24 protein-coding genes are annotated in these 25,649 nt (G+C 58.5%); 12 read left to right on the top strand and 12 right to left on the bottom strand.

Translation table 11 applies throughout. The annotated features are described in order from the left end of the window. The first annotated feature begins 61 nt into the window (after positions 1–61). Together BK660_RS23650 and BK660_RS23655 are read left to right on the top strand one after the other, a co-directional pair. Complete coding sequence (locus BK660_RS23650) at positions 62–544, top strand: glutathione peroxidase (RefSeq protein ID WP_123435327.1); 483 nt, start codon at positions 62–64, stop codon at positions 542–544. Between the two features lie 157 nt (positions 545–701). Then, on the top strand, positions 702–1,805 hold the full coding sequence (locus BK660_RS23655; protein WP_123435328.1) for an NADH:flavin oxidoreductase: 1,104 nt from the start codon (positions 702–704) through the stop codon (positions 1,803–1,805). A 117-nt stretch (positions 1,806–1,922) separates the two neighbouring features. Here the strand turns inward: BK660_RS23655 and BK660_RS23660 are convergent, their stop codons facing one another. Next, complete coding sequence (locus tag BK660_RS23660) at positions 1,923–3,122, bottom strand: glycosyltransferase family 4 protein (protein ID WP_123435329.1); 1,200 nt, start codon at positions 3,120–3,122, stop codon at positions 1,923–1,925. A 40-nt stretch (positions 3,123–3,162) separates the two neighbouring features. Then, positions 3,163–3,915: a sulfate transporter CysZ gene (gene cysZ / locus BK660_RS23665; protein WP_123435330.1), complete on the bottom strand. Its 753-nt coding sequence runs from the start codon at positions 3,913–3,915 to the stop codon at positions 3,163–3,165. A 313-nt stretch (positions 3,916–4,228) separates the two neighbouring features. Between cysZ and trxB the strand changes: the two genes are divergently transcribed. After that, a complete protein-coding gene (gene trxB, locus BK660_RS23675) occupies positions 4,229–5,191 on the top strand; it encodes a thioredoxin-disulfide reductase (protein ID WP_123435331.1) in 963 nt (320 codons plus the stop codon). Positions 5,192–5,247: 56 nt separating this feature from the next. Here trxB and BK660_RS23680 read toward each other — a convergent pair whose 3' ends face one another. The 7 genes from BK660_RS23680 to BK660_RS23710 form a co-directional block, all read right to left on the bottom strand. After that, on the bottom strand, positions 5,248–6,498 hold the full coding sequence (locus BK660_RS23680; RefSeq protein WP_123435332.1) for a 2-aminoadipate transaminase: 1,251 nt from the start codon (positions 6,496–6,498) through the stop codon (positions 5,248–5,250). A 280-nt stretch (positions 6,499–6,778) separates the two neighbouring features. After that, positions 6,779–7,117: a HopJ type III effector protein gene (locus BK660_RS23685; RefSeq protein ID WP_123435333.1), complete on the bottom strand. Its 339-nt coding sequence runs from the start codon at positions 7,115–7,117 to the stop codon at positions 6,779–6,781. After that, positions 7,110–7,406: a DUF1244 domain-containing protein gene (locus tag BK660_RS23690; RefSeq protein WP_007944633.1), complete on the bottom strand. Its 297-nt coding sequence runs from the start codon at positions 7,404–7,406 to the stop codon at positions 7,110–7,112. Before BK660_RS23690 ends, BK660_RS23685 begins: the two co-directional genes overlap by 8 nt. Before the next feature lie 67 nt (positions 7,407–7,473). After that, a complete protein-coding gene (gene folX, locus BK660_RS23695) occupies positions 7,474–7,845 on the bottom strand; it encodes a dihydroneopterin triphosphate 2'-epimerase (RefSeq protein WP_123435334.1) in 372 nt (123 codons plus the stop codon). Beyond that, entirely contained in the window at positions 7,845–8,423 is a 579-nt protein-coding gene (folE, locus tag BK660_RS23700) for a GTP cyclohydrolase I FolE (protein WP_123435335.1), read from the bottom strand. The genes folX and folE overlap by 1 nt, the downstream gene beginning before the upstream one ends. 21 nt (positions 8,424–8,444) lie before the next feature. Beyond that, entirely contained in the window at positions 8,445–9,155 is a 711-nt protein-coding gene (gene folM / locus BK660_RS23705; RefSeq protein WP_123435336.1) for a dihydromonapterin reductase, read from the bottom strand. A gap of 71 nt (positions 9,156–9,226) precedes the next feature. After that, the gene (locus tag BK660_RS23710; protein ID WP_123435337.1) at positions 9,227–9,796 is read right to left on the bottom strand and encodes an antibiotic biosynthesis monooxygenase; all 570 of its coding nucleotides are present in this window, start codon (positions 9,794–9,796) and stop codon (positions 9,227–9,229) included. A 210-nt stretch (positions 9,797–10,006) separates the two neighbouring features. Between BK660_RS23710 and BK660_RS23715 the strand changes: the two genes are divergently transcribed. Continuing rightward, on the top strand, positions 10,007–10,966 hold the full coding sequence (locus tag BK660_RS23715) for a MerR family transcriptional regulator (RefSeq protein WP_259698529.1): 960 nt from the start codon (positions 10,007–10,009) through the stop codon (positions 10,964–10,966). A 3-nt stretch (positions 10,967–10,969) separates the two neighbouring features. On the opposite strand, the gene BK660_RS23720 is transcribed toward BK660_RS23715, so the two are convergent. Further along, a complete protein-coding gene (locus tag BK660_RS23720; RefSeq protein ID WP_123435339.1) occupies positions 10,970–11,575 on the bottom strand; it encodes a hypothetical protein in 606 nt (201 codons plus the stop codon). 54 nt (positions 11,576–11,629) lie between these two features. Further along, a complete protein-coding gene (locus BK660_RS23725) occupies positions 11,630–12,106 on the bottom strand; it encodes a PAS domain-containing protein (protein WP_123435340.1) in 477 nt (158 codons plus the stop codon). 101 nt (positions 12,107–12,207) lie between these two features. Between BK660_RS23725 and BK660_RS23730 the strand changes: the two genes are divergently transcribed. The 4 genes from BK660_RS23730 (at position 12,208) to BK660_RS23745 (ending at position 15,572) form a co-directional block, all read left to right on the top strand. Continuing rightward, entirely contained in the window at positions 12,208–12,660 is a 453-nt protein-coding gene (locus BK660_RS23730) for a flavodoxin (protein ID WP_123435341.1), read from the top strand. Between the two features lie 204 nt (positions 12,661–12,864). Further along, positions 12,865–13,647 (top strand): class II aldolase/adducin family protein, encoded by a 783-nt coding sequence (locus tag BK660_RS23735; protein WP_123435342.1) that lies wholly within the window; start codon positions 12,865–12,867, stop codon positions 13,645–13,647. Then, positions 13,647–14,549 (top strand): alpha/beta fold hydrolase, encoded by a 903-nt coding sequence (locus BK660_RS23740; RefSeq protein WP_123435343.1) that lies wholly within the window; start codon positions 13,647–13,649, stop codon positions 14,547–14,549. The genes BK660_RS23735 and BK660_RS23740 overlap by 1 nt, the downstream gene beginning before the upstream one ends. 111 nt (positions 14,550–14,660) lie before the next feature. Continuing rightward, positions 14,661–15,572, top strand: coding sequence for an SDR family oxidoreductase (locus BK660_RS23745; RefSeq protein ID WP_123435344.1), 912 nt, complete (start codon positions 14,661–14,663; stop codon positions 15,570–15,572). 65 nt (positions 15,573–15,637) lie between these two features. Here the strand turns inward: BK660_RS23745 and BK660_RS23750 are convergent, their stop codons facing one another. After that, positions 15,638–16,405 carry an N-acetylmuramoyl-L-alanine amidase gene (locus BK660_RS23750; RefSeq protein WP_123435345.1) on the bottom strand — a complete coding sequence of 256 codons (768 nt, stop codon included), beginning with the start codon at positions 16,403–16,405 and terminating at the stop codon, positions 15,638–15,640. A 773-nt stretch (positions 16,406–17,178) separates the two neighbouring features. Between BK660_RS23750 and BK660_RS23755 the strand changes: the two genes are divergently transcribed. The 4 genes from BK660_RS23755 to BK660_RS23770 all read left to right on the top strand — a co-directional run bounded on the left by BK660_RS23755 (position 17,179) and on the right by BK660_RS23770 (position 25,624). Continuing rightward, positions 17,179–18,972 carry a DUF1302 domain-containing protein gene (locus tag BK660_RS23755; RefSeq protein ID WP_123435346.1) on the top strand — a complete coding sequence of 598 codons (1,794 nt, stop codon included), beginning with the start codon at positions 17,179–17,181 and terminating at the stop codon, positions 18,970–18,972. 23 nt (positions 18,973–18,995) lie between these two features. Then, the gene (locus BK660_RS23760; RefSeq protein ID WP_123435347.1) at positions 18,996–20,363 is read left to right on the top strand and encodes a DUF1329 domain-containing protein; all 1,368 of its coding nucleotides are present in this window, start codon (positions 18,996–18,998) and stop codon (positions 20,361–20,363) included. Positions 20,364–20,502: 139 nt separating this feature from the next. Beyond that, positions 20,503–23,064: a LuxR C-terminal-related transcriptional regulator gene (locus BK660_RS23765; RefSeq protein WP_123435348.1), complete on the top strand. Its 2,562-nt coding sequence runs from the start codon at positions 20,503–20,505 to the stop codon at positions 23,062–23,064. A gap of 166 nt (positions 23,065–23,230) precedes the next feature. Further along, positions 23,231–25,624, top strand: a complete 2,394-nt coding sequence (locus BK660_RS23770; protein ID WP_123435349.1) for a dermonecrotic toxin domain-containing protein — start codon at positions 23,231–23,233, stop codon at positions 25,622–25,624. Positions 25,625–25,649: the final 25 nt, after the last annotated feature.

Genomic DNA, 25,649 nt, shown 5'->3' on the forward strand with positions numbered 1-25,649 from the left:
TGTCCCTGGCGGCATTGCCAAGTGGCTGTTTCGAGAAGAACACGGGAATTTGGAGTTCGTCATGAGTGCTTTTCACGAGCTTAAGTTGACAGCCCTGGATGGACAGGAGCTACCGCTGGCGCCTTTCAAAGGGCAAGTCGTGCTGGTGGTCAACGTCGCCTCCAAATGTGGCTTGACCCCACAATACGCGGCGCTGGAAAACCTCTACCAGCAATACAAAGGTAAGGGTTTCAGCGTACTCGGCTTGCCTTGCAACCAGTTTGCCGGGCAGGAGCCGGGTTCCGAGCAGGAAATCCAGGAGTTTTGCAGCCTCAACTATGGCGTGACCTTTCCGTTGTCCAGCAAGCTGGAAGTCAACGGTCATGAGCGTCATCAGCTGTACCGCCTGCTGGCGGGCGAGGGCGCGGAATTCCCGGGTGACATCACCTGGAACTTCGAAAAGTTCCTGCTCGGCAAGGACGGTCGTGTGCTGGCGCGGTTTTCCCCGCGTACGGCACCGGATGATCCGACGATCGTGCATGCGATTGAAAAAGCGCTGAGCTGAACCCTCAAAAAATCGCAGCCCTCGGGCTGCGATTTTTTATGCCTGCCTTTTGACCCTTAATCACTCAGATCAATAGTGCTGGGATTCGCTTTGAGCTGCGCATATTATCGTCGTCATAAAATTCCATCCTGTCGATATCGTTTTCGTGGAGTGCCCCATGCCCGTTAAAGCCCTGTTCAAACCGTTCCACCTCGGCACCCTCGAACTGCCGACCCGCGTCGTCATGGCGCCGATGACCCGCTCGTTTTCGCCGGGTGGCGTGCCTAATTCCAAAGTGATCGAGTACTACCGTCGCCGCGCCGCCGCAGGGGTTGGCTTGATCATCACCGAAGGCACCACCGTCGGTCACAAGGCGTCGAACGGCTACCCGAACGTGCCGCATTTCTACGGTGAAGCTGCGCTGGCCGGCTGGAAGAAAGTCGTCGACGCGGTGCATGCCGAAGGCGGCAAGATCGTTCCACAGCTGTGGCATGTTGGTAGCGTGCGCCGTATCGGCACCGAACCGGATGCGAGCGTCCCGGGTTACGGCCCGTCGGAAAAACTGAAGGACGGTCAAGTCGTGGTTCACGGCATGACCAAACAGGACATCCAGGACGTGATTGCCGCGTTCGCCCAGGCCGCCAAGGATGCCCAGAGCATCGGTATGGACGGCGTGGAGATCCACGGTGCCCACGGCTATCTGGTCGACCAGTTCTTCTGGGACGGCAGCAACCAGCGCACCGACGAATACGGTGGCGACCTGGCTGGCCGTTCGCGTTTTGCCATTGAACTGATCCAGGCTGTGCGTGCCGCGGTCGGTGAAGGCTTCCCGATCATCTTTCGCTTCTCGCAGTGGAAGCAGCAGGATTACACCGCACGACTGGTGCAAACTCCGGATGCGCTGGGCGAGTTCCTCAAGCCGTTGTCCGACGCTGGCGTGGACATTTTCCACTGCTCGACACGCCGTTTCTGGGAGCCGGAGTTCGACGGTTCCGAGCTGAACCTGGCCGGCTGGACTCGCAAATTGACGGGCAAGCCGACCATTACCGTAGGCAGCGTGGGCCTGGATGGCGAGTTCCTGCAGTTCATGGTCAACACCGACAAGATCGCCCAACCGGCGAGCCTGGAGAAACTGCTGGAGCGTTTGAACAACGACGAGTTCGATCTGGTGGCGGTGGGTCGTGCGTTGCTGGTTGATCCGGATTGGGCGCAGAAGGTGCGTGACGGCCGTGAAGAAGACATCCTGCCGTTCAGCCGTGAGGCGTTGATGACCTTGGTTTAAGCGGCGACTGGAAGGGCCTCTTCGCGAGCAAGCCCGCTCCCACAGGTTTTGTGCACGACGCAGAACCTTTGTGGGAGCGAGCCTGCTCGCGAAGACGGATTTAATGTCACTCAACAGTCAGGATAAGGTCTGTGCCTCAGGCACCACGACTTCCCCCACACAAGCCCCCCGCAACTGCCCCTCGAACTGCTCGATAATCGCCGCCCAACCCTGCCGGCTCGCATGCTGGCGCGCATTCAGGCGCACACACCGCAAGGTCTCGCGCTCTTCCAGCAGCCACACTGCCGCCTCACAGAACGCCTCTTCATCCCCCGGCATTGCCAGCACGCCGTTATAGCCATGACGGATATGTTGAGCGGCCGCCGCCTGATCGTAAGCGACCACCCCCAACCCCGAGGCCAATGCCTCAAGCACCACGTTGCCGAAGGTTTCGGTCATGCTCGGAAACAGGAACACATCACCGGATGCGTAGTGACTGGCCAACGCTTCGCCACGTTGTGAACCGCAGAACACTGCCTCGGGCAGCTCCTGCTCCAGCGCCGCTCGTTGCGGGCCATCACCGATCACGATCAAACGCAGGTTGCGCTGCGGATAAGTCGCCTTCAATACCTCGTAACTGCGCTTGAGCAAGCCGAGGTTTTTCTCGGGGGCCAAGCGTCCGACATGGATGATCGCGATGTCATTCTCGGCCAGTCCCCACTGTTCGCGCAGCGATGCCAGCCTTTTGCTCGGATGAAACAATTGGCTGTCGACACCCCGGGAGAGCAATGCCAGGCGTTCGAAGCTGCGACGCTCAAGCTCCATTCGCTGGCTGGGGCTTGGCACCAATGTCAGGGTCGAACGGTTGTGGAACCAGCGCAGGTAGTGAGTCAGCATTCGCGTCAGCAACCCCAATCCGTATTGGCTGGAGTACTGCTGAAAGTTGGTGTGAAAGCCGCTGACCACCGAAATCCCCAGCCGCCGAGCCGCGCGTAACGCGGACAAACCCAGCGGCCCTTCAGTGGCGATGTACAGCACGTCCGGGCGATGCCGGGTCCAACGCCTCAGCAGCTTGTGCATCGACGACTGGCCCCATTGCAAGCCGGGATAGCCCGGTAGCGGCCAGCCGCGACACAACAGCAAATCATCGTCACTGCTCATCTGCTGATCACACAGTTGGCGTGGCCGGACCAATTCCACCTGATGCCCGCGCGCGCGCAAACCGTCGCACAAACGGCCAAGGGTATTGGCCACGCCGTTGATTTCCGGAGGGAATGTTTCAGTGATCAGGGTGATATGCAGAGCTGTCGTCATGACCTCAGTGTCGGCTGAGGCCATGTCGTCATTGTGGCGCTTTGATGATGGATTTATGACCTGATCAGCGCTGGGCCACCAGATTTTCCGCGCCGCGCTCACGCACCCAGAACAGCGTCGCCCCGGCCACGGCGGCCGGCATCATCAGAATGTTCACCACCGGGATCAGCAGCACCAGATACACGCTGCCGCCGAAGCTCATGCTCTGCCAGCGTTTCTGGCGCAGCCAGGCGAGCATTTCGTTCCAGCCCAGCTTGTGGTTGTCCGCCGGGTAGTCGATGTACTGGATCGCCATCATCCACACCCCGAACAGTAGCCACAGCGGCGCGGCGATGATGTTGACCACCGGGATGAAGGACAGGATGAACAGGCCGATCGCCCGGGGCAGGAAGTAGCCGAGTTTGCGCATCTCCCGGGACAGGGTGCGCGGGACCATGGCGATCAGTTCGCCCCAGCTGAAGGACGGGAAATCGTCGGTGCCGCGTACCACCACTTCGACTTTCTCAGCGAGGAAGCCGTTGAAGGGGGCGGCGATGACATTGGCGAGCATGGTGAAGGTGAAAAACACCATCAACACCACCAGCACCACGAAAATCGGCCAGAGAATGTAGCTGAGAAAACTCAGCCAGTCGGGCAGGGTGGGCATCAGCGTATCGACCCACAGGCTGAATTGATGGCCGGCCAGGTAAATCAATCCGACGAACAGCACCAGGTTGATGGCCAGCGGCAACAACACGAATAAACGCAGGCTGGGGCTGAGGACCAACTTGAGGCCTTCGCGCAGGTATTGCGGTCCGGACAGGACGGGTGCGGGCATAACGTGCTCCGGGCAGAGGGAAACGCGCCGACCTTACCGGCTTTGCCGGAAGGGGGAAAGCGCGGCGGCGGTATCGACATTCACTGTAACAAAGACGCCTTTATAGTCGCCGCAGTGGGATAGAGACCACCTATGAGCTGGATTGTTAAACCGTATTTCCTTAATCTTCGCCCCCTCGATACGCTGCACCCAATCTTTTTGCAGGACTGTCGTACCCAAGCCTTCCCCAAGGTCAACCACGGTCCTTTTTTATTCCCGCCGGCAATCCGGCGTTCCGCGCCCGGTGTTCAGGGCCGGTCAACAGGAGCAGGTCATGTCTGAAGTCCGTCATTCGCGAGTGATTATTCTCGGTTCCGGCCCTGCCGGTTACAGCGCTGCGGTCTATGCCGCCCGTGCCAACCTCAAGCCGCTGCTGATCACCGGCATGCAAGCCGGCGGTCAACTGACCACCACCACCGAAGTCGACAACTGGCCGGGCGACGTCCACGGTCTGACCGGCCCGGTGTTGATGGAGCGCATGAAAGAACACGCCGAGCGTTTTGAGACCGAGATCGTTTTTGATCACATCAATGCCGTGGACTTCGCTTCCAAGCCGTACACCCTGATCGGCGACAGCGCGAAGTACACCTGCGACGCACTGATCATCGCGACCGGTGCCAGCGCTCGTTACCTGGGCCTGCCGTCCGAAGAAGCGTTCATGGGCAAAGGCGTGTCGGCCTGCGCGACCTGCGACGGTTTCTTCTATCGCAACAAGCCAGTGGCTGTGGTTGGCGGCGGCAACACCGCGGTTGAAGAAGCCCTGTACCTGGCCAACATCGCCAGCAAGGTGACCCTGATCCACCGTCGCGAAACCTTCCGCGCCGAGAAGATCCTGATCGACAAGCTCAATGCCCGGGTTGCCGAAGGCAAGATCGAGCTGAAACTGAACTCGAACCTGGACGAAGTCCTGGGCGACAACATGGGCGTGACCGGTGCTCGCCTGAAGAACAACGACGGCAGCTTCGACGAGCTGAAAGTCGACGGCGTGTTCATCGCCATCGGCCACACCCCGAACACCTCGTTGTTCGAAGGTCAGCTGACGTTGAAAGACGGCTACCTGGTGGTGCAAGGCGGCCGTGAAGGCAACGCCACGGCGACCAGCGTCGAAGGTATCTTTGCCGCCGGTGACGTGGCTGACCACGTTTACCGTCAGGCCATCACCTCGGCCGGCGCTGGCTGCATGGCGGCACTGGACACCGAGCGTTACCTGGACGACCTGCAGAACGCCAAGTTCTGAGATCGTTGAAATGAAAAAACCGGCTTCGGCCGGTTTTTTTGTGCCCACGATTATCGTCAGTCAAGTTTTTTCAGGCAGGCCTCAAGGATGTCCAGCCCTTCCTCCAGCACGGAGGCTTCGGTGGTCAACGGTGCCAGCAGGCGGATGATGTGGCGCGACTTGCCGCTGGGCATCAGCAGCAAGCCTGCCTCCCGGGCTAACGCCAGCAATTGCGTCAACTGGGCCGGCGCCGGAGTGCCGTCAGCATGGGCCAACTCGATGCCGCGCATCGCGCCAATACCGGTCAAGCGCCCCAGATACGGTGAAAGTTTGCTGTCGCGCCAGGCTTGGTAACGGCTGACGATCGCTTCTTCCTGCTGCGCGCCCCAGGCTTGCAGGTTGGCATCCGTCATTTCATCCAGCGTCGCCAATCCGGCGGCGCAGGCGATGGGATTGCCCGAGTAAGTGCCGCCCAGCCCGCCCTTGGGCAACGTGTCGAGCAATGCCTTGCGCCCGACCACTGCGCCCAGCGGCACACCGCCGGCAATGCTTTTGCCGAGCAGGATCAAATCCGGCTCGATGCCCAGTCGCGAAAACGCAAAGCGCTCGCCGGTGCGGCCGAAGCCGGACTGGATCTCATCGGCGATCAGCAGGATGTTCTTTTCATCGCAGAACGTGCGCAGCGCTTGAGCGAACTCCACGTCCATCGCGAGGAAGCCTGCTTCACCTTGCACCGGTTCAACGATAAAACACGCCACGTCTTCAACGTCGATTTCCACGCTGAACAGTCGGTCCATGGCTTTCAGCGCTTCAGCGCAGGTCACGCCGTTGTCCTTGCTCGGGTAGGGCAGGTGAAACACCGGCCCTGGCAACACGCCGACTTTCTGTTTGTAGGGGGCGACCTTGCCGTTGAGGTTGAGGGTGGCGAGGGTGCGGCCGTGGAAGGCGCCGTCGAAGGCGATCACGGCGGTGCGCCCGGTGGCGCCACGGACGATCTTCAGGGCGTTTTCCGCCGCTTCCGCGCCGCTGTTGGTGAGCATGCCGCTGACCGGGTAATCGACCGGCATGAACGCGCTCAGGCGTTCCATCAGTTCGAGGTAGGGCACATGCGGGGCGGCGTTGAACGCGTAGTGGGTCAGGCGGGTGGCTTGTTCGCGAATGGCGTCGACGATGCGCGGGTGGCAATGGCCGAGGTTCAGCACGCCGATGCCACCGACGAAGTCGATGTAGCGTTTGCCATCGGTGTCCCAGACCTCGGCATTTTTGCCGTGGCTGAGCGTGACAGGATGAACGATGTTGATCGACCGGCTGATGGATTCGCTGCTCATGGATGACCGACTCTGAAGAAGGGATGCTTCTTTTTATCTAAGCCGTGAGCAGTGGTTTGGGGCAAACGAAATAAAGTGGCCGGGTCAATCTTAAAAGTCGGGATGTTGCCTGACGGGGGGGGCTAGCGAAACGCAATTGTGGCGAGGGAGCTTGCTCCCGCTGGACTGCGCAGCGGTCCCCTGCTTTTTAAAAGTCAGCAGGGTCGCTTCGCGGCCCAACGGGAGCAAGCTCCCTCGCCATAGGTTCAGTGTCGCTTTTGAGGTGATGTGTAGGCTTTGATCAGCGGCGAGTCAGTGGTTGCTGAGTGAACTTCACGCCAGCCAACCCATGGGCCATCAATGCACGGATATTGCCGTGGTCGCTGCCTTCAGGCGTTGCCACCACCGAGCGGTAATGCTCGCCAAACGCCAACAGCGCTTCTTCATCGCTCAGGCCTTCCAGCAGCGCCAGACCCAGGGTCTTGCACGAACCTTCGTTCTGACCGGCCGCGTTCTCTACGCCACCGTTGTTGAAGGCCTGTGGCTGATAGTCGTAACCGGCTGCGATGAAGACCAGGGTGTCGGCAAAGACGTGTTCGCCGCTCTTGAGGCTGGCACGCAGGGTGTTCAAATCACTCATTGGGTTTTCCTTTGGCAAACGCCGCTTGTTGTTCGGCGCTGGCTTCTTGCTGGTATTGGGCTTTCCATTCGGCGTACGGCATGCCGTAAACCACTTCGCGGGCGTCATCGAGGCTGACGTCGATCTGGCGTTCGTCGGCAGCGGCCTTGTACCACTTGGACAGGCAGTTACGGCAGAATCCGGAAAGGTTCATCAGGTCGATGTTCTGCACATCCTTGCGGCTGTCCAGGTGGGCCACCAGCCGGCGAAAGGCGGCAGCTTCAAGTTCGAGGCGTTGTTGATCGGTCATGGCGGGCTCTGTGCAATCAAATCGTGCGCGGATGATAAAAGTCTGGCGAACAATGCGCCAGACGCGGTCAGCGGCTCGCCGCCAGGGTAATCGACACCGATTCGGCGAATCGCAGGGCGTGCGGTTTGTCGACTTCGACTTCGGCGTACAACACCGATGTGTTGGCCATGACCAGATCGAGGATTTCCTGGGTCAGGCGTTCCAGCAGCGCAAAGCGATTGCCTTCGACATGGGCGATGATTGCCTTGGTGATGGTCCGGTAGTTCAGCGCGTGATCGATGTCGTTATCGCGCACAGCTTCCTGGGCCGCATACAGGATGGTCAGGTTGATCAGCACATCCTGCTTGTTGAGGATTTCATCCTCGTTGATGCCGATGTAGGTCCGCAGGCACAGGTCCTTGACCCGGATACGTGCCATGCCTGGTTGAAGTTGTGACATTACGACGTGCTCCGTCCAATCAATTGCAGGAACTCCTGACGGGTGTTGCTCGACTCGCGGAAGGCGCCGAGCATCACCGAAGTGTTCATGGTTGAATTCTGTTTCTCGACACCGCGCATCATCATGCACATGTGTTTGGCTTCGATGACCACCGCGACGCCTGCCGCACCGGTCACCTGTTGCACCGCATCGGCGATTTGCCGGGTGAGGTTTTCCTGGATTTGCAGGCGACGGGCGAACATGTCCACCAGCCGCGCAATTTTCGACAGGCCCAGCACCTTGCCCGTTGGAATATAAGCCACATGGGCCTTGCCGATGAAGGGCAGCAGGTGATGTTCGCAGAGCGAGTACAGTTCGATGTTGTCGACGATGACCATTTCATCATTGTCAGAGGCGAACAGCGCGCCATTGACGATCTCTTCGACACTTTGTTCGTAGCCATGGCAGAGGTACTGCATGGCTTTGGCCGCGCGCGCCGGGGTGTCGATCAGGCCTTCGCGATCCGGGTTTTCACCGAGACCGATGAGAATCTCGCGGTAGCTTTGGGGCAGCGTGTTCTGCGGCAGGATCAGCGTCATGGAACATCCTCGCGGGGCATCTTATTTGATGTGCCTTCCGCCATTGACGGTCAGGGTGGTGCCGGTGACATACGGGTTGTCGAGCAAGTAGCGCAGGCTCTGGTAGATCACTTCGCTGCCAGGTTCGATGCCCAGCGCGGACTTGGCCAACGCCTTGGCGCGGTACGCCGCGTCGTCCTCGGGATTGAACATTAGCAGGGCCGGCGCGATACCGTTGACCTTGATTGTCGGCGCGTATTTCGCGGCGAAGGACAGGGTCAGGCTGTCGAGTCCGGCTTTGCTGGCGCAGTAGCCGATGTGCCGGCTGCTGCCCTTGCGGGTCACGTCATCGCTGATGTGCACAATGTCCGCCGGGTGTGAGCGTTGCAGCAAGTCGCCACAGTGCAGGTTGATCAGGTAGGGCGCAAGCATGTGCACGCTGAACATGCGGGTGAAGGCGGCGGCGTCGTTGTCCGGTGTTTCGCTCAGCCATTCGGAGGCGTTGTGGATAATCGCCCGCAGGCTGTCGGTGTGGGTTTTCAGGTCGGTGATGAACGCGTGGATCCCGGCTTCAGTGGAAAAGTCGGCAAACACAGCGACGGCGCCCAGATCGCGCAATGCCTGGACGCCCGGGCGTTCGCTGCGGTAGCTGAAGATCACCCGATGGCCGTCTTCAATCAAACGCTGCGCACAATGCAGGCCGACACGCTGGCCGGCACCGGTGATGAGGATGGGGGCTGCGGAAGAGGTCATGAACGGCTCGCGTCGCGGTAAGAGCAAAACTATACCAGCGACGGGAGGCGTGTACCTAGGTTGGTGACGGCTTAGCGGTTCTGCGTGGAAGGCTGGACGGTCAATGGCCGTGCCGGTGTGCTGTTCAGCCAGTTGGCCAGCAGACGGGTCGACAAGGGAATGAAGAAGTAGACCATCAACGGCGTCAGGCACAGCGTGCTGACAAGCACCCGTGGCAACAGGCTCACTTCGTTCAGCAAAGGCCCGAGGATAACGTTGAACAGCAGGGACACCGGAAAGAACGCCAACCAGATCGCCACCGCCTGTTTCCAGCGTGGCGGGCGCTGACCGACCGCGCCGAACCAGCCTTCAATGCCGCTGACGCGATGTTCGGTCTTGTGGGCGAACAGGTCACTGCCGCGCGCCAGCCAGGCCGTGCGCGACGCAGAGTGTTCCCAGGCGTGCATGGTCTGCTCGTCGGCAAAGCGGAAAATAATCTGGAATTCGTCATCGTCGGGCGGCGGAGCGAGCACGCCAGAGCCCAGATAACCGGGGAAATCGGTAGCCAGTTGTTCGCCTTCGCGCAACCAGGCCATCAGGTCCTGATAGCGCCCTTCGGCAACGCGGCGCGCAACCATCAGCGTGACGGGTGAGGTAGACATCATGTATCTCCGTAGACGTTTGCGTTACACCGGGTAGGCGTTTCGCCAGGCACAGCACCGGGGTGGTGGGCTGCGACTTGAGACAAGCAAGGATTATTCCTGATTATGAATATTTCACCAGAGGCGTCTGTCTATTATTAAACCCTTGAACAGTCGGGGGGAATGAGGGTTAAAATGGGATCCAATTTGCTTGTGGACGTCGACTCTCCGATGCCTGTCCAGACTGACGCTACTTCTGTCTCGCATTCGAATATTTCCCTGGATCGGGAAGAACTCTTTCCCATTCGCGAGGTGGCGCGGCTGACGGGTATCAACCCGGTTACGCTGCGTGCCTGGGAGCGGCGTTATGGTCTGATCCAGCCCACGCGCACTGAAAGTGGGCATCGTTTGTACTCGATGGCCGATATCGAGCGCGTTCGCAGCATTCTTGGCTGGATCGAGCGCGGCGTCGCGGTCAGCAAGGTTGGCAAGATCCTGGCCAAGATCGAACCGCTCAAGGCGCTGGCGCAGATCATTCCCAACGAACTCGTTCACGCTGATTATGAGCAATGGCGGGAGCAAGTCCTGTCGGCGGTGAAGGCCTTTGACGAGGTTCTGTTGGAGCAGGTTTATGGGCAGATCTTCTCCAGTTACCCGCTCTCAGTGGTGTTCGAGGACATTTTGCTGCCGCTCTGGAAGCAATTGCTGCACCAGCATGAAGCCTTCGGCCTGACCAGCAAATGGCTTTTTCTGGACGGCTTTCTACGTTCTCGCGTGTTGCAACGGCTGCTGCTGGTGCGTGTCATGCAACCGCGTCGAATCATTGTCTGTGCCTTGGCCGACCAGGCCCGTGAGTTGGAAGTCCTGGTCACTGCGCTGTATTTGAGCAGCGTCGATTCGGCGATTCAGTTGCTGGCGATTGGTCAGCCCTTCGACGAGTTGACCCTGATCTGTGAGCGGGTCAAACCCCAGGCCTTGGTGTTGGTGTCCAATCACGCGCCGACCGCAGAATTGCCTCGGCGGCTAAATCGCCTGGCCATGAGCCTGGATTGTCGGTTGTTGCTCGCCGGCGACGCGTCGGAACTGGCTCAGGAAAGCCTGGCCGGGTCGTCGATCGGATGTCTTGGGAATGAGGGGGCGGTGATGCGCCAGCGTCTGAAACAGTTCCTGGCGGGAAATCTGGATACCTGAAATTCAGATATGTAGGGCAGGGTGTGTCAGGCGGTGTTGCTGAAGGATGTACTGGCGCAGACGTTCGGTTTCGTCCTTGTCAGACTGACTCAACTCGTAAGCGTAAAAACCCTGTTCGGTTTCACGCTCAAAGCTGCCGCGCAATGCAATCCGCTCATAGCCTGACGGGCTGAACCACAAGGCAAAATGCTTGGGCGGCTTGGTCTTGTTGCGCATTTCCAGCAAAACCCCTTTGCACGACACTTCATGCACATACATCGTGCCAGGCTGGCCTTTGGCGTTTTCCAGCGCCACCGGTTCTTCCAGAACCAGGCGCCAAGGGCGAACCATTGGCCCGTCTTCGTAAATGCTTGGCACACCCAGACGCAAATGCAGCGCATGAAACTCGTCTTCCACCAGGTGCAGGGGGAAGGTCATTTGCTGGTTTTCGAAATTGGCCTGGATGGTGACTTGCTCATGAGCAGCGAGGCGCGTGAGCAAATCACGGATCTGCGAACCACCGTTGACGAGCAGACTCGACGTCGCATCCCGCACATTGAGCTGCGGGTTGTGTTGCATGGTCTGGATGAAATCCAGCTCATCCTGAGTGAGGAGTGCGTCGCGCTGCATGGCTTGCTCGAAAGATATAGTTACAAAGGCATTGGTGATTGTAGTTAATGACACTTAATTCGCAGTTTTGTTTGCGCCGTTCGTCGCTTTCAACGCAGATAGTTCAGCGAGCGCCTCGGCCAACTGTGCTTCCAGTTGCACAACACGCTGCTGCGCTTTGACTTGCGTCGTGACGTCCTTTTGCACGCCGACGAAGTAAGTCTGCCCGTCGCTCGAGTTTTTCACCGTCGACAGCGAGAGTTCGTTCCAGAAAGGCGTGCCGTCCTTGCGGTAGTTCCTGAGGATTTCCCGGCAGGATCCTTCCTTGTCCAACGCGTCGCGTATGGTTGGAAGCGCTTCCTGATCCCGGTCGCCGGACTGCAAGAAACGACAATCTTGATAGAGGATTTCTTCGCTGGTGTAACCCGTCAGTCGTTCGAACGCCGGGTTGACGTAAATCAGGATGTTGTCCTGATCGCCTTCCTTTTCGGCAATCACGATGCCGTCGTTGGAAGCGTTGATCACCATTTGCAGCAGTTGAGCATTGATCATCGGAGAGTCCTTTCCGGTTTGAGGGTGTGTTGCATTCTAAAAGAACAATGCAGGTCCTGCTGTTAATATCCGGTCTTTCACTCAGTTCCAGGATCAGATTGATGAAAGTCGCCATTATTTCCGGCTCGGTGTACGGCACGGCTGAAGAAGTCGCCCGTCATGCCGTGAATATTTTGAAAGCCGCCGGTTTTGAAACCCTGCACAACCCGCGCGCTTCACTGGCCGATGTCCTGGCGTTCGAACCGCAAGCGTTTCTGGCGGTGACGTCGACCACCGGTATGGGTGAATTGCCGGACAACCTGCAACCGCTGTATTCGATGATTCGCGATCAATTGCCCGCCGCCTGGCGTGGTCTGCCGGGAGCGGTCATCGCCTTGGGCGATGCGAGCTATGGCGATACCTTCTGCGGTGGCGGCGAGCAAATGCGCGAACTGTTCAGTGAACTGGGGCTGCGTGAAGTGCAGCCGATGCTGCGTCTGGATGCCAGCGAAACAGTGACCCCGGAAGCCGATGCCGAGCCGTGGCTGGCGGAATTGGTCAGCGTTTTGCGCTGAAGATGAGGCTCGTCATACTTCTGACGAGGTCGCTGAGTCTGTTCACTACAGGGTTACTGGCGTCGGTCCTTTGACATGGATCCAGGCTCATTGCGTCACTGACTCGCTAGGCCATCAAGCTGGCTGCCAATGCAACTACACGAAGACCGGGGGCGACTAGACTGCTGTTACGACAGCACAACAATAAGAACAGGAGGTCTTGCCGTGAATGTTGCTCCCGTCCAGTCGCCCCACAGTGTCAAAGGTCAGGTCAGTGCCGCCGAGTGGCAAACTCGCGTCGATCTGGCGGCCTGTTATCGTTTGGTCGCCGCGCATGGCTGGGACGATCTGATCTTTACGCACATCTCGGCCAAGGTGCCGGGCACCGAAGATTTTCTGATCAACCCGTTCGGGCTGATGTTTCACGAAATCACTGCGTCTAGCCTGGTCAAGGTCGATCAGGCCGGCAACAAGCTGATGGACAGTCCTTACGAGATCAACCCTGCGGGTTACACCATTCACAGCGCCGTGCATGAAGTTCGCCACGATGTCGTTTGTGTGTTGCATACCCACACCGCGGCGGGCGTTGCGGTCTCGGCGCAAAAGCAGGGCATTCTGCCGATCAGTCAGCAATCCTTGTTTGTCCTGTCTAGCCTGGCGTATCACGCGTATGAAGGCGTGGCGCTGAACCATGAAGAGAAGGCACGCCTGCAAGCCGACCTCGGTGAAAATAATTTCCTGATGCTGCATAACCACGGTCTGTTGACCTGTGGCAGCACCATCGCCGATACATTTCTGATGATGTTTACCTTCCAGCGCGCCTGCGATATCCAGGTGCTGGCACAGAATGGCGGTGCCGAATTGATCGCCATCGAACCGCAGATTCTGGCGGGCGCCAAGGCGATGATCGCCGGCGTGACCAAAAGTGCTCAAGGGATGGGTGGCGCGCTGGCCTGGCCGGCGCTGCTACGCAAACTCGATCAACAAGACCCGGGTTATAAACTCTAATGCCACTCGCCGAGATCCCCCTGTGTGTCTGGCGCAAACGCGGCCAGACGTTTGTATTCCGCGGCCAGACCATTCGCTATTGGACGGCCGGGCAGGGTGAGCCGCTGTTGCTCATCCATGGCTTTCCGACCGCCAGTTGGGATTGGCATTACTTGTGGCAACCACTGGCGCAGCGCTATCGGGTGATTGCCTGCGACATGCTCGGCTTCGGCGACTCTGCCAAACCGGTCGACCACGAATACAGCCTGCTCGAACAGGCCGATTTGCAACAGGCGTTGCTGGCGCATTTGAGTGTCACGCAACCGGTGCACGTACTGGCCCACGACTATGGCGACAGCGTGGCGCAGGAACTGTTGGCCCGGCATTACGAAACCCGCATTCACCTCGCCAGTTGCGTGTTTCTCAACGGTGGCCTGTTTCCCGAAACCCATCGTCCGCTGCTGGCGCAAAAACTGCTGCTCAGCCCCTTGGGCTGGATGATTGGCCGCGCTTTCACGCGTGACGCGCTGGTGAAGAGCTTTCGGCAGATTTTCGGGCGGATGACCCGGCCGACTGAAAGTGAGATGGATGATTTCTGGGGGCTGGTCGACAGCAATCATGGCCCTCGAATCATGCACAAGCTCATCACCTATATCCCGGAGCGTCGGGTCCATCGCGATCGATGGGTCGACGCCATGCAGCGCGGTGAAGTGCCGTTGCGCGTCATTGATGGCGAGGTTGATCCGATTTCCGGTGCACACATGGTTGCGCGCTATCGGGAGCTGATCCCCAACCCGGACACGGTCCTGCTGGCCGAGATTGGCCATTACCCACAGACCGAGGCGCCAACCCAGGTGCTCAAGCACTACCTGGAGTTTCGTGATCGGCTGATTTTGCCGCCGCGCCGGTTCGCGTACTCCTGATTATCCCCCTGCCTTATCGGGCACCATTCAGCCCCACCCCTGTTCATTGTGACCCGCAGCGCCGTGCCTGACACTCGGGCTTATTGTCCCTGGTCTGCTGGAGTTCCCCCCATGAATGAGTCTGTGCGCTTCGAAGAAAAAGTCGTGATCGTCACCGGTGCAGGCGGCGGCCTGGGCCGGGCACATGCGCTGCTGTTCGCCAAACAGGGCGCCAAAGTGCTGGTCAACGATCTCGGCGGTTCGGCGCAAGGCGAGGGCGCCAACGCGTCCGCAGCAGACCGCGTGGTGGCCGAGATTCGCGAGGCCGGCGGCATTGCCGAAGCCAACCATGATTCCGTCACCGACGGCGACAAAATCGTCCAGCACGCGCTCGATGTGTTCGGCCGTGTCGATGTGGTGGTCAACAACGCCGGAATCCTGCGCGACAAGACTTTCCACAAAATGGACGACGCCGACTGGGACCTGGTTTACCGCGTCCACGTCGAAGGCGCCTACAAAGTCACCCGCGCCGCCTGGCCGCATATGCGTGAGCAAAACTATGGCCGCGTGATCTTCACCGCGTCGACCTCCGGCATCTACGGCAACTTCGGCCAGTCCAACTACGGCATGGCCAAACTCGGCCTCTATGGCCTGACTCGTACATTGGCCATCGAAGGGCGCAAGAACAACATTTTGGTCAACGCCATCGCACCGACTGGCGGCACGCGCATGACCGAAGGCCTGATCCCGCCGCAAGTGTTCGAACAACTCAAACCGGAACTGGTCAGCCCGCTGGTGGTGTACCTGGCCAGTGAAAACTGCAAGGAGACTTCCGGGTTGTTTGAAGTCGGTGGCGGCTGGATGGGCAAGGTGCGCTGGGAACGCAGCCTCGGCGCCGGGTTTGATCCGCGGGTGGGGTTCTCGCCGGAGGATGTGGCGGCGCAGTGGGAGCAGATTTGTGATTTTGAGGGGGCGGCGCATCCTAAGGACAATATTGAAGCGCTGAAGGAAATGATGGGGAATTTGCAGAAGTATTCCCTTTGATGGAGACCAGCAAGGTCACCGTTGACGACCTTGCTGGTGCTTAGTGTTCGGGGTTGCATCGGTTATCAAGCAAAGTACTTGCGAACCAACGCGGCCAGATTCGCCGCCGTTTGCACGTCCATGATTCCGTCATATGTTTCAGGGCGAAAGTGCAACTGAAAGGCTCGAACCAATTGCGTGAAGCCTTGATCGGTAGACGCATTTGAAACGTCATAGCCATAGGTTTTGAACTGCTTGAGCAATTCGGTTCGGGCTGGAATCCCGGCTTCGTTGTATTGCTGCAAATAGGTGTCGCGGGTCGCGTCGTCGAACCAGGCGCCAATGCCTTTCAAATACAGGGCATGCCAGGGAAATTTCGGCCCCGGATCACTCTTGCGACCGACCGCAACGTCAGAGTGACCCAGGACATGGGTCGGGCTGATATCCGGATAGCGCTCAAGGATGTTCAGCGCCAGTTGTTCAAACGCGACAATTTGTTCTGGCTGATACGGCGGGAAATTGAACACCCCCTGGCTGAACGTCGCCAGGTTAACGATTTCGACACCGATAGAGGTGTCATTCAGACTGCTGCGGTTGCCCCACTGACTGACACCCGCGTGCCAGGCACGTTTGGTTTCGTCGACGAGGCTGAAGACTTCCTGTCCGGTATAACCTGCGTTCAAGTAGCTCGGATCGGTGATGTCAGGAACCAGATAGTGTGCGCTGACATTCGGGCCGGTCAATGCATTGACCGAACTGGAGAAGTTGCCCGCCGTGTAGTGAAAGATTAGAAACCGTACTCGGCTGTTGGAACTCTGGGTGGCGTGGTGTTTGTTGTAGATGATGGGTTTCATGAAAAGCGACTCGTGGTTAATTAAATTTAAGTCAGCCGTATTTAGTATTAATGGCTGAGCTGTAATTAACCTTAATGGCTGTTGCGCTTCGCGTGTTTACCGAGTCCTGTAGTCGCTTTCCGAAGTATCTGTAGGGGGGATAAATAAAGTTGGACTGCCACCGATAGCAGTGCATTCGATTAGCGTAAAGGTATAAAGAGAACCCGCTACAACTCTGCTCCTTTGTCAGCCTTCTAATTTTGGAATGTCGCCCATAAAAAAGGCCGCTGCAAACGCAGCGGCCAAGTAAGACGTTGGATCAGGAGCTACAAATCAACGTCTGTATACACGGGGCGATCAATCGAAAAACGTCGATTCATCTGGATTCTCTCGCCAATGGCGTGGGGTGATCACACGTCATGGCTTCGTGCTGTCCGGCGGGTCACCGTGAAAGCCCGGCAAGAATAAGCCGTTGAGCCCTAAGGAAAAATAGCAATTCGCGACATGCAGTGTTGCAGCCTGGGTAACAGTCCCTGCCCACCACCCCCATGTAGCAGCTGTCGAGCAGCGCGAGGCTGCCGGACGCAGCCTCGCGTTGCTATAGGACGGCATTCACCTTGCCCATGCATTTGGCTGATAACCCTCCATCCAGCCCATCCATGCCCGGCGCAAAGCCGCCCCCCGTCTGGTCATTCATCCTTTAGAGGTACACCGCGAATACCTCCTTGGTGCGCTTATCGCTCCCCGTTTGCGGCAGTAGGGTGGGGCCTTCTGTCACTCACCGGGGAAGACGCATGACAAAAACAACAATGCGCGCCATCTTCAAACCGCATGCGCTGGCCGCTGCGGTGGCCTTGGGTTGCTGTGCCCAGGCGCAGGCTGTTTCATTCAATATCGGCGAGATCGAGGGCACGTTTGACTCCTCACTGTCCGTCGGCGCGAGTTGGGGCATGCGCGATGCCGAGAAATCGTTGGTGGGCACTGTCAACGGCGGGACCGGGCAGTCATCGACCGGTGATGACGGCCGGCAGAACTTCGGGAAGGGCGAAACCTTTTCCAAAATCGTCAAGGGCATCCACGACCTCGAATTGAAGTATGGCGACAGCGGTGTGTTCGTGCGGGGCAAGTACTGGTACGACTTCGAATTGCAGGACGAAGATCGTCCTTTCAAACAAATCAGCGACCACGGCCGCAAGGAAGGCGCCAAGTCTTCCGGCGCGCAAATCCTCGACGCCTTCGTTTATCACAACTACTCCATCGCTGAACTTCCGGGCAGCGTGCGCGCCGGCAAGCAAGTAGTGAGCTGGGGTGAAAGTACCTTCATCGGCAACTCGATCAACAGCATCAACCCGATCGACGTTTCTGCGTTTCGCCGCCCCGGTGCAGAGATCAAGGAAGGCCTGATCCCCGTGAACATGCTGTACGTTTCCCAGGGCCTGACGGATCAGCTCTCGGTCGACGGGTTCTACCAACTGGAGTGGGACCAGACCGTTCTCGACAACTGCGGCACGTTCTTCGCTGTCGACGTGGCAGCGGACGGTTGCAACAACAACTACACCGTCGGCAGCCCGGCGATTGCTCCTTTGGCGCCGCTGGCAGCCGCGTTTGGCCAACCGATTCAAGTGACCCGCGAAGGCGTGGTCGTTCCCCGTGGTGGCGACCGCGATGCGCGGGACTCCGGACAGTGGGGCACCGCGTTGCGCTGGCTCGGTGATGACACCGAGTACGGCCTGTACTTCATGAACTACCACAGCCGCACACCGACGGTGGGCACCGTCACGGCCGGCGCGTCGACACTGGCCAGTCTGCCGGGCATGGTTGGCATCGCCAACCGCCTGGCACCGGGTAGCGGTGCGGGGCTGGCGCAGAGCGTGATGCTCGGTCGCGGCCAGTATTACCTCGATTACCCGGAAGACATTCGTCTGTATGGCGCGAGCTTCTCCACCACCTTGCCGACCGGCACGGCGTGGAGCGGTGAGATCAGCTATCGCCCCAACGCCCCGGTACAGGTCAACACCAACGACCTGACCCTGGCCTTGATCAACCCGATTGCCGGCGGTGCGGCATCACCGATTGCCACCACGCCTGGCGCCGACAACAAAGGCTACCGCCGTAAGGAAGTCACGCAGATCCAGAGCACCCTGACGCAGTTCTTCGATCAGGTACTGGGCGCGCAACGACTGACCGTGGTGGGCGAAGCAGCGGTGGTTCACGTCGGTGGCCTGGAGGGGCGTAGCCAACTGCGTTATGGCCGCGACTCGGTCTACGGCCAGTACGGTTTTGGTGGCGACACCGAAGGCTTTGTCACTTCGACCTCGTGGGGCTATCGCGCCCGGGCGATCCTCGATTACGCCGACGTGTTCGCCGGGGTCAACCTCAAGCCCAACCTGTCCTGGTCCCATGACGTTGCCGGTTACGGCCCCAACGGGCTGTTCAACGAAGGCGTCAAGGCGGTCAGCGTCGGCGTCGATGCCGACTATCGCAACACCTACACCGCGAGCCTCAGTTACACCGACTTCTTTGGCGGTGACTACAACGTCCTCGAAGACCGCGACTTCGTGGCACTGAGCTTCGGCGTGAACTTCTGATCTGGCTGAGAAGGATGATTTCAATGCGCAAGATGATTCTGCAATGCGGCGCCCTGGCCCTGAGCTTGCTGGCTGCCAACGTGATGGCGGCGGTATCGCCGGAAGAAGCCAACAAACTCGGCACCAGCCTCACGCCGCTGGGCGCCGAGAAGGCCGGCAACGCTGACGGCTCGATCCCGGCCTGGACCGGTGGCCTGCCGAAAAACGCCGCTGCGGTGGACAGCAAAGGTTTCCTGGCTGACCCGTTCGCCAGTGAAAAACCGCTGTTCGTGATCACCCCGGCGAACGTCGACAAGTACAAGGACAAACTATCGGAAGGCCAGGTGGCGATGTTCAAACGCTACCCGCAAACCTACAAGATCCCGGTCTACCCGACCCACCGCACCGTAGCCGTGCCGCCGGAAATCTACGAGTCAGCCAAGCGCAGTGCGCTGAACGTGACCACCATCAACGACGGTAACGGCCTGGCCGGGTTCACCGGCAACCGCTACTACGCGTTCCCGATTCCGAAGACCGGCGTTGAAGTGCTGTGGAACCACATCACCCGTTACCACGGCGGTAACGTCAAACGCATCATCACCCAAGTGACCCCGCAAACGAACGGCAGCTACACGCCGATCCGCTTCGAAGAAGAAATTGCCGTCCCGCAATTGATGAAGGACCTGGACGCGGACAAATCCGCCAACGTGCTGACCTTCTTCAAACAGTCGGTCACCGCCCCAGCGCGTCTGGCCGGTAACGTGCTGCTGGTGCACGAAACCCTCGATCAGGTGAAGGAACCGCGTCTGGCGTGGATCTACAACGCCGGCCAGCGTCGTGTACGTCGCGCCCCACAAGTGGCCTATGACGGCCCGGGCACCGCCGCTGACGGTCTGCGCACGTCAGACAACTTCGACCTGTTCTCCGGTGCGCCGGATCGTTACGACTGGAAACTGGTCGGCAAGAAGGAAATGTACATTCCCTACAACAGCTACAAACTCGACTCGCCGAGCCTCAAGTACGACGACATCGTCAAGGCCGGCCACATCAATCAGGACCTGACCCGTTATGAACTGCACCGCGTCTGGGAAGTGATCGGCACGGTCAAGCCGAGTGAGCGCCATATCTACGCCAAGCGCCACATGTACATCGACGAAGACAGCTGGCAAGCAGCGCTGGTGGATCACTACGACGGTCGCGGGCAACTGTGGCGAGTGGCTGAGGGGCACGCACAGTATTACTACGATCACCAGGCCCAGGCGTACACGCTGGAAGCGCTCTACGACATCATTGCCGGCCGGTACATTGCGCTGGGGATGAAGAACGAAGAGAAGCACAGTTTCGAGTTTGGCTTCGAAGCCAAGATTGCCGACTACACGCCATCGGCGTTGCGTGCAGAGGGCGTTCGGTAAGGGCTTTATACATTCACCGTGCAAAAGGCGACCGACGGGTCGCCTTTTTTATGGTTGTCGATCAACGCCCTGAATACTTCTCAACAAGCGGGTTAGACAGGTCTAGGGTGGCCTCACAACTATAAAAAGGCACGCTGCAATGACCGCCATGACTCCGTGTCTGGACCGTTCCGGATTCCTGCCCCGTCTGTCTTCTCATCACCTGTCGCGTGAGCGCTTGAGCGAGCCGTTGCTGGCGTCTACCGCGCGGGTGAAATTGATCTGCGCACCCGCTGGCAGTGGCAAGTCGGCGCTGCTTGCCGACTGCCTGTTGCAGGCGCCGCCGCAGTGCCGGGTGTGCTGGTTGCCGTTGTCGGGCAGGGTGATGAGCGCGGCGGATTTTCGTCAGAATGTGGCAGAAGCGCTGGGGCTGGCTTCGTCAGAAGAGCCGGCGATGCTCGGCGCGCTGGCTCGATTGCAGGCGCCGACCTGGCTGTTTCTCGATGACTATTGCCGCGTTCCGAACCCGGAACTCGATCAGCTGCTGGATCGCATGCTGGCCGTCAGCAGCCCGGCGCTGACCTGGTGGCTGGGCGCCCGCCGTCGCCCGCAATGCAACTGGCCGCGGTTGCTGCTCGATGATGATTTGTACGAATGCGAGCGTGCCACGCTAGCTTTCAATCAAACCGAGATTGCCTCGCTGTTGCGCCACCTGACACCGGCCGATGCCAGCACCGCCGCCAGCAAGATTATCCAGCTCAGCGGAGGTTGGTGTGCTGGGGTACGCGTCGCGCTACTGCAAAAATGTGACTGGTCGCGCAACGACCCGCATCACAGCCGAACTGACACATTGCTCGATTACCTCGAACACGAACTGTTCACCAGCCTGACCCCTGAGTTGACGGAGGCCTGGCGGGTACTCGCGCATTTACCTCGCTTCAATGCACGTCTGTGCGATCACCTGTTTGGCGCAGGGGAGGGCGCGCAATGCCTGAAGACGTTGCAGGATCTGGGGTGCTTTATCGAGCCCTGGCAAGAGTCGGCCGACTGGCTGCAGATCTTCCCTCCACTCACGCAATTGATGCGTGATGAACAATGGCCGGCCGGACGTTCCTGGCATCGCCGCGCCTGTCAATGGTTTGCCGCCGAGCTGGACTGGAAAGCGGCGTTCGAACAGGCCTTGTTGGCCGAAGAGTTCGAGGTCGCGGTCAGCCTGTTGCAGCATTTCAGTTTCGAGCATTTGTTCGAGGAGCAAACGGTCGTGCTGTTGTTGCGGTTATACGAGCAACAAGGCGATGCGCTGATGTTCGGTTCGCCGCAACTGGTCGGGCTGATTACGGCCGCGTCGTTATTTGCCGGCCGGTTTGAGCAAGCCGCCGATTGCATCGAGCAGTTGGCACGATTCACCCCGCAGCCATCGGCGATCTTGCAGCGGCAATTGATTGCACGGTGGCAGGCGCAGCAGGGTTGGTTGCTGCATTTGCAGGGGCGGATGGATGCTGCGAGTGAGCATTTCCGACAAGCCTTGGCGGAGCTGGGGACGGACGCCTGGCAGGCACGTTTGTTGTGCCTGTCCGGGCAGACTCAGCAAGCACTGTTATGCGGCGAGATGGAGCTGGCACAAGCAATCAATCGTGAAGCCCTGTGCCTGGCTCGTGCCCAAGGGGCCTTGCTGTTTGAAGGCTTGCTTGAGCTCGATCACGCGCAACTGCTGGAGCAGCGCGGATCCCCGGCCCGTGCGCAAAGCCTGTTGGCAAATATGCATGAATTGCTCTGCCAGCAGGCGCAGCGGCCGACGCCGTTGCTCGGGCGTATCGCTCTGCGCCAGGGGCGATTGGCATTGAGCATGGGGCAGGAAGAACAGGCTGCCGTGTTTTTTCAGCGCGGCCTGGATGACTGTCTGCGCAGTCACGACAAGCGTGTGTTGTATGGGTATCTCGGTCAGGCTCAATTGGCGGCCAACCGGGGCGATTACACTCGGGCTTTTGTACGTTTGCGCGATGCCGAACGGCTGATGCAGCAGCGACATATACCGGACACGGTTTACCGGGGCGTGTTGTTACAGATCAGCAGTCATTTCTGGTTGCAACAGGGACGTGCCGAACTGGCGCGCGAAGCCCTGAGTCGAGTACTCAATCACTATCGCGGGCCGCAGGCGCGACAAGCTCCGCCGGCCACGCTGGAGCTGATTCCGCGCATTGAGTATTTGTTGATCATCGCCAGGGATCGGTCGCAGCCAGATGCAGTGGAGGCAGCACCACAACTTGAGTCATTGATGAAGCAGGCGCACGCGCGTGGAATGTTTGCGCTTGCCACCGAATTACAACTGGCCCTGGCCGAAGTGCTGTGGTGCGACGGTCATACCACAAAGGCCATTGATGTGTGTCAGGAAGGCCTGCGCAACGTTGCTCGGTATCAGACATTTCAGGCGTTAAATGAGTTACGCCGGCGTCAGCCGTTATTGTTGCAAGACGAGCAGACGTCGCTATTGTCCTGCCAGCAACTGTGTAGTCGTGCGGAGGCGACGGAAACATTAAGTCAGCGTGAGTTACAAGTGCTGAAGTTGATTGCGCTCGGTCATTCCAATCAAGAAATTGCCGACGCTCTGTTTATCTCATTACATACTGTTAAAACCCACACTCGTCGCATACACGGAAAACTGCGGGTTGAACGCAGGACGCAAGCGGTAGCAAAGGCTAAGCTTTTAGGTTTGTGTGAATGACTCTGGCGATAAGGCAATAATCGGATTTGATTTAAAAGTTTGAAAGTCACATGCGGTTTAAGTTGTAAGCAGTTGGTATTGTTTGCCTGCTTTGGTGTGTTGTTGTCCTCGGTTAATTTGTTGGAGTGAATTTTCACTCCGCTATTTAATATTTAAGGGCAGCAATATGAATATGATGAACAAGTATCTATCCATTGATATCGGCAATCGTCCGCAATGGCTTGAACGTGCCAGTGTTAATGAACAACTGCACTTCGGCGAACTGGAACAACAGTTGATCACCAGTCAGGCCGATCTGGACAAACAACTGGGAAGCCACGTCAGTGTGCAGGCTTACGCAAAAAGCGTGGCCAGCCAGCTGTTGCAGTTGGAATTCGGCAGCACGCTGGATCCCGACGAGCTGATGATTACCAGCCGTTACAGCTTTGATGTGGCCTGGAACCGAGTCACGCAAGAAGACAGGCGTTCTCTGACGGAGTTGATGGTGTGCGGCCTGCACGAGCAGGGGTGGCGTGGATGGATTACGTTTGAGGGTGAAGGCCTTCCTTCCGGATTAAACCAGCAATGGTTGGAGGAAGTGATGGCCGAAGACATGCGCGCCGCCTACGGCGCCGCCTACCGATCCATGTTCCAGCGCAGTGAGGTGCTCGCCACCATGGTCCGCATCACCCGGGATCAATTGCTGCTGAGTGCCTTTGGCGCGAAGCTTCAAGGCCATCTCGAAGACGCCAGTCTCCGACGGGTCCAACGTGCTTTGGACGGGGAAGCGAGCCTGATGATCGCGCCATTGCAACTACGTGACGATACGCGGCCACTCCTGGAACTGGTTGCCATTGGCAGCCGTAGCCCCAGCGAGGACGACTGGCTGTTGTATGCGCCCGATTCGCCGGGTGGTCAGGACTGGTACCAATTGCCCTCCCTCAGGCAACTAAGCTTTGAGATCGGTGGCTGGACGGCAACGTCCGAAGGCTCCGACTATCTGTTATGGCGCTCCCACGCGCTGGATCGTGAAACCGTCAGCGGCTATATGAACCAGGTCTTCAAACTGCCGAATCTGTGGCGTGGCGTGGCGCTCGCACCTACCCCTTACACCGGGGCCGAAGTTCTGGACACCATTGTTTACAACCATCGGGCCTGGCTCGTGGCTCAGGAAGAACACCACACTCCCTATGGGTATCGGACCGCTACACAGCAGCAGCGCCAGAATTTCACCCGGATGAATTGTGAACTCCGGGCAATGAAAACCATTGAAGTACGTGAAGGCGGATTTATCAGTTATGAGCGTTTTTGCCATCAATTGGTCAAACAGATAATCGAAGAAAATCTCCTGTCCCAAGGCGAAAAAGTCGCGATCGATCCTGACCGGATTTGCGTGGAATACGAACGGGGTCAACAGACAACACTGACTCGGTTAATTGCCGACGAAGTGCATTTTTATTCTACTAACGCAGTCCGGGACGGTGTCCCAAGTTTCATAGTGGCCGCTGACCATCCTCCCATCACCAAGCTCTCTATTCACGACATTGCCGATTTGTCGCGAAGGCTGCGCCCGGGTGAAAAGTACATTGACATGTTGCGTGCAACGCACATTGACCGTGAAAAAGGTTTTTTCAAGCAACAGCTGTATATGGGGATCATGCAACGCCAGATGCGCGTGGCAATCTTGCGGGCGTTGTTCACAGGTCGTCTGGTTCGGGAACACTTCGAAGAGTTGATGAAAGTTGTCGCGGCGTTTGATTCTCCGCAACCGGACTGGCCTGTGGGCGAATCGCCTGACGATGTGCAACACAGTGCCTTGTTCAAACTCCATCTCAAGGGGCGCCCGATAGTCGACGCGTTCGTCTTCAGGCTGCACGTCGGCGGGAAGATCGCTGAATACCTATACACCCCGGATGCGCCCGACGGATGTGAGCTGCGGCCATTCAAGGACTTCGTGAGTGCGGTGAAAACGCGCGGCCTTGGTGATTACTTCTATGGTCGGGCATTTGGGAAATACCAGCCGGAGGTCGGTACTTACCTGACGGATCTCGAGCAAGTCGCCAACTTTACCAAGGCGCCAATACTGGAACGTAACAGTCGGGTCACGGATTTGTATGCGTGCTACTACGACGTGGTAACCAAGGTCATCTCCGACGTCGACGAGAAAACGCAGAGTCTTGAAGAGATCATCATCGGCCTGGTGAGCAAGTCTGTGGTTTCAGCAGTGAGTGCCATCGCCATTGTCTATGCCCCCGTCGGTATCGCATTGAGCGTCGCCTTGTTTGCTCAAAATATGGTGCAAGGTGTTCGTGCCTATACCGAGGGCAATCGGACCAAGGCCCTGAAGCATTACATCAAGGCGGTGATTGAGCTGGGGGTCCTCGCCAAGGGAATTCATGGACTGTCGCAGGTCACCAAGTTGCAGAAAGACGTGATCGGTTTGCTGGGTGATGTGTATACCGTGGAAAAACTGTTTGCCGAAATATCCGGGCAACCTCGATTGCATGAACGGGCGTGGGAGGTCATTCAGGAGGTTCTCGACGACCCAGAAAGCATCACTAGCAAAACCACTATCAGCTAAGGGCAATGGCTGAACGCCGATGTCG

The sequence above is a fragment of the Pseudomonas brassicacearum genome (assembly GCF_003732265.1).
GTDB classification, from domain to species: Bacteria; Pseudomonadota; Gammaproteobacteria; order Pseudomonadales; family Pseudomonadaceae; genus Aquipseudomonas; species Aquipseudomonas brassicacearum_D.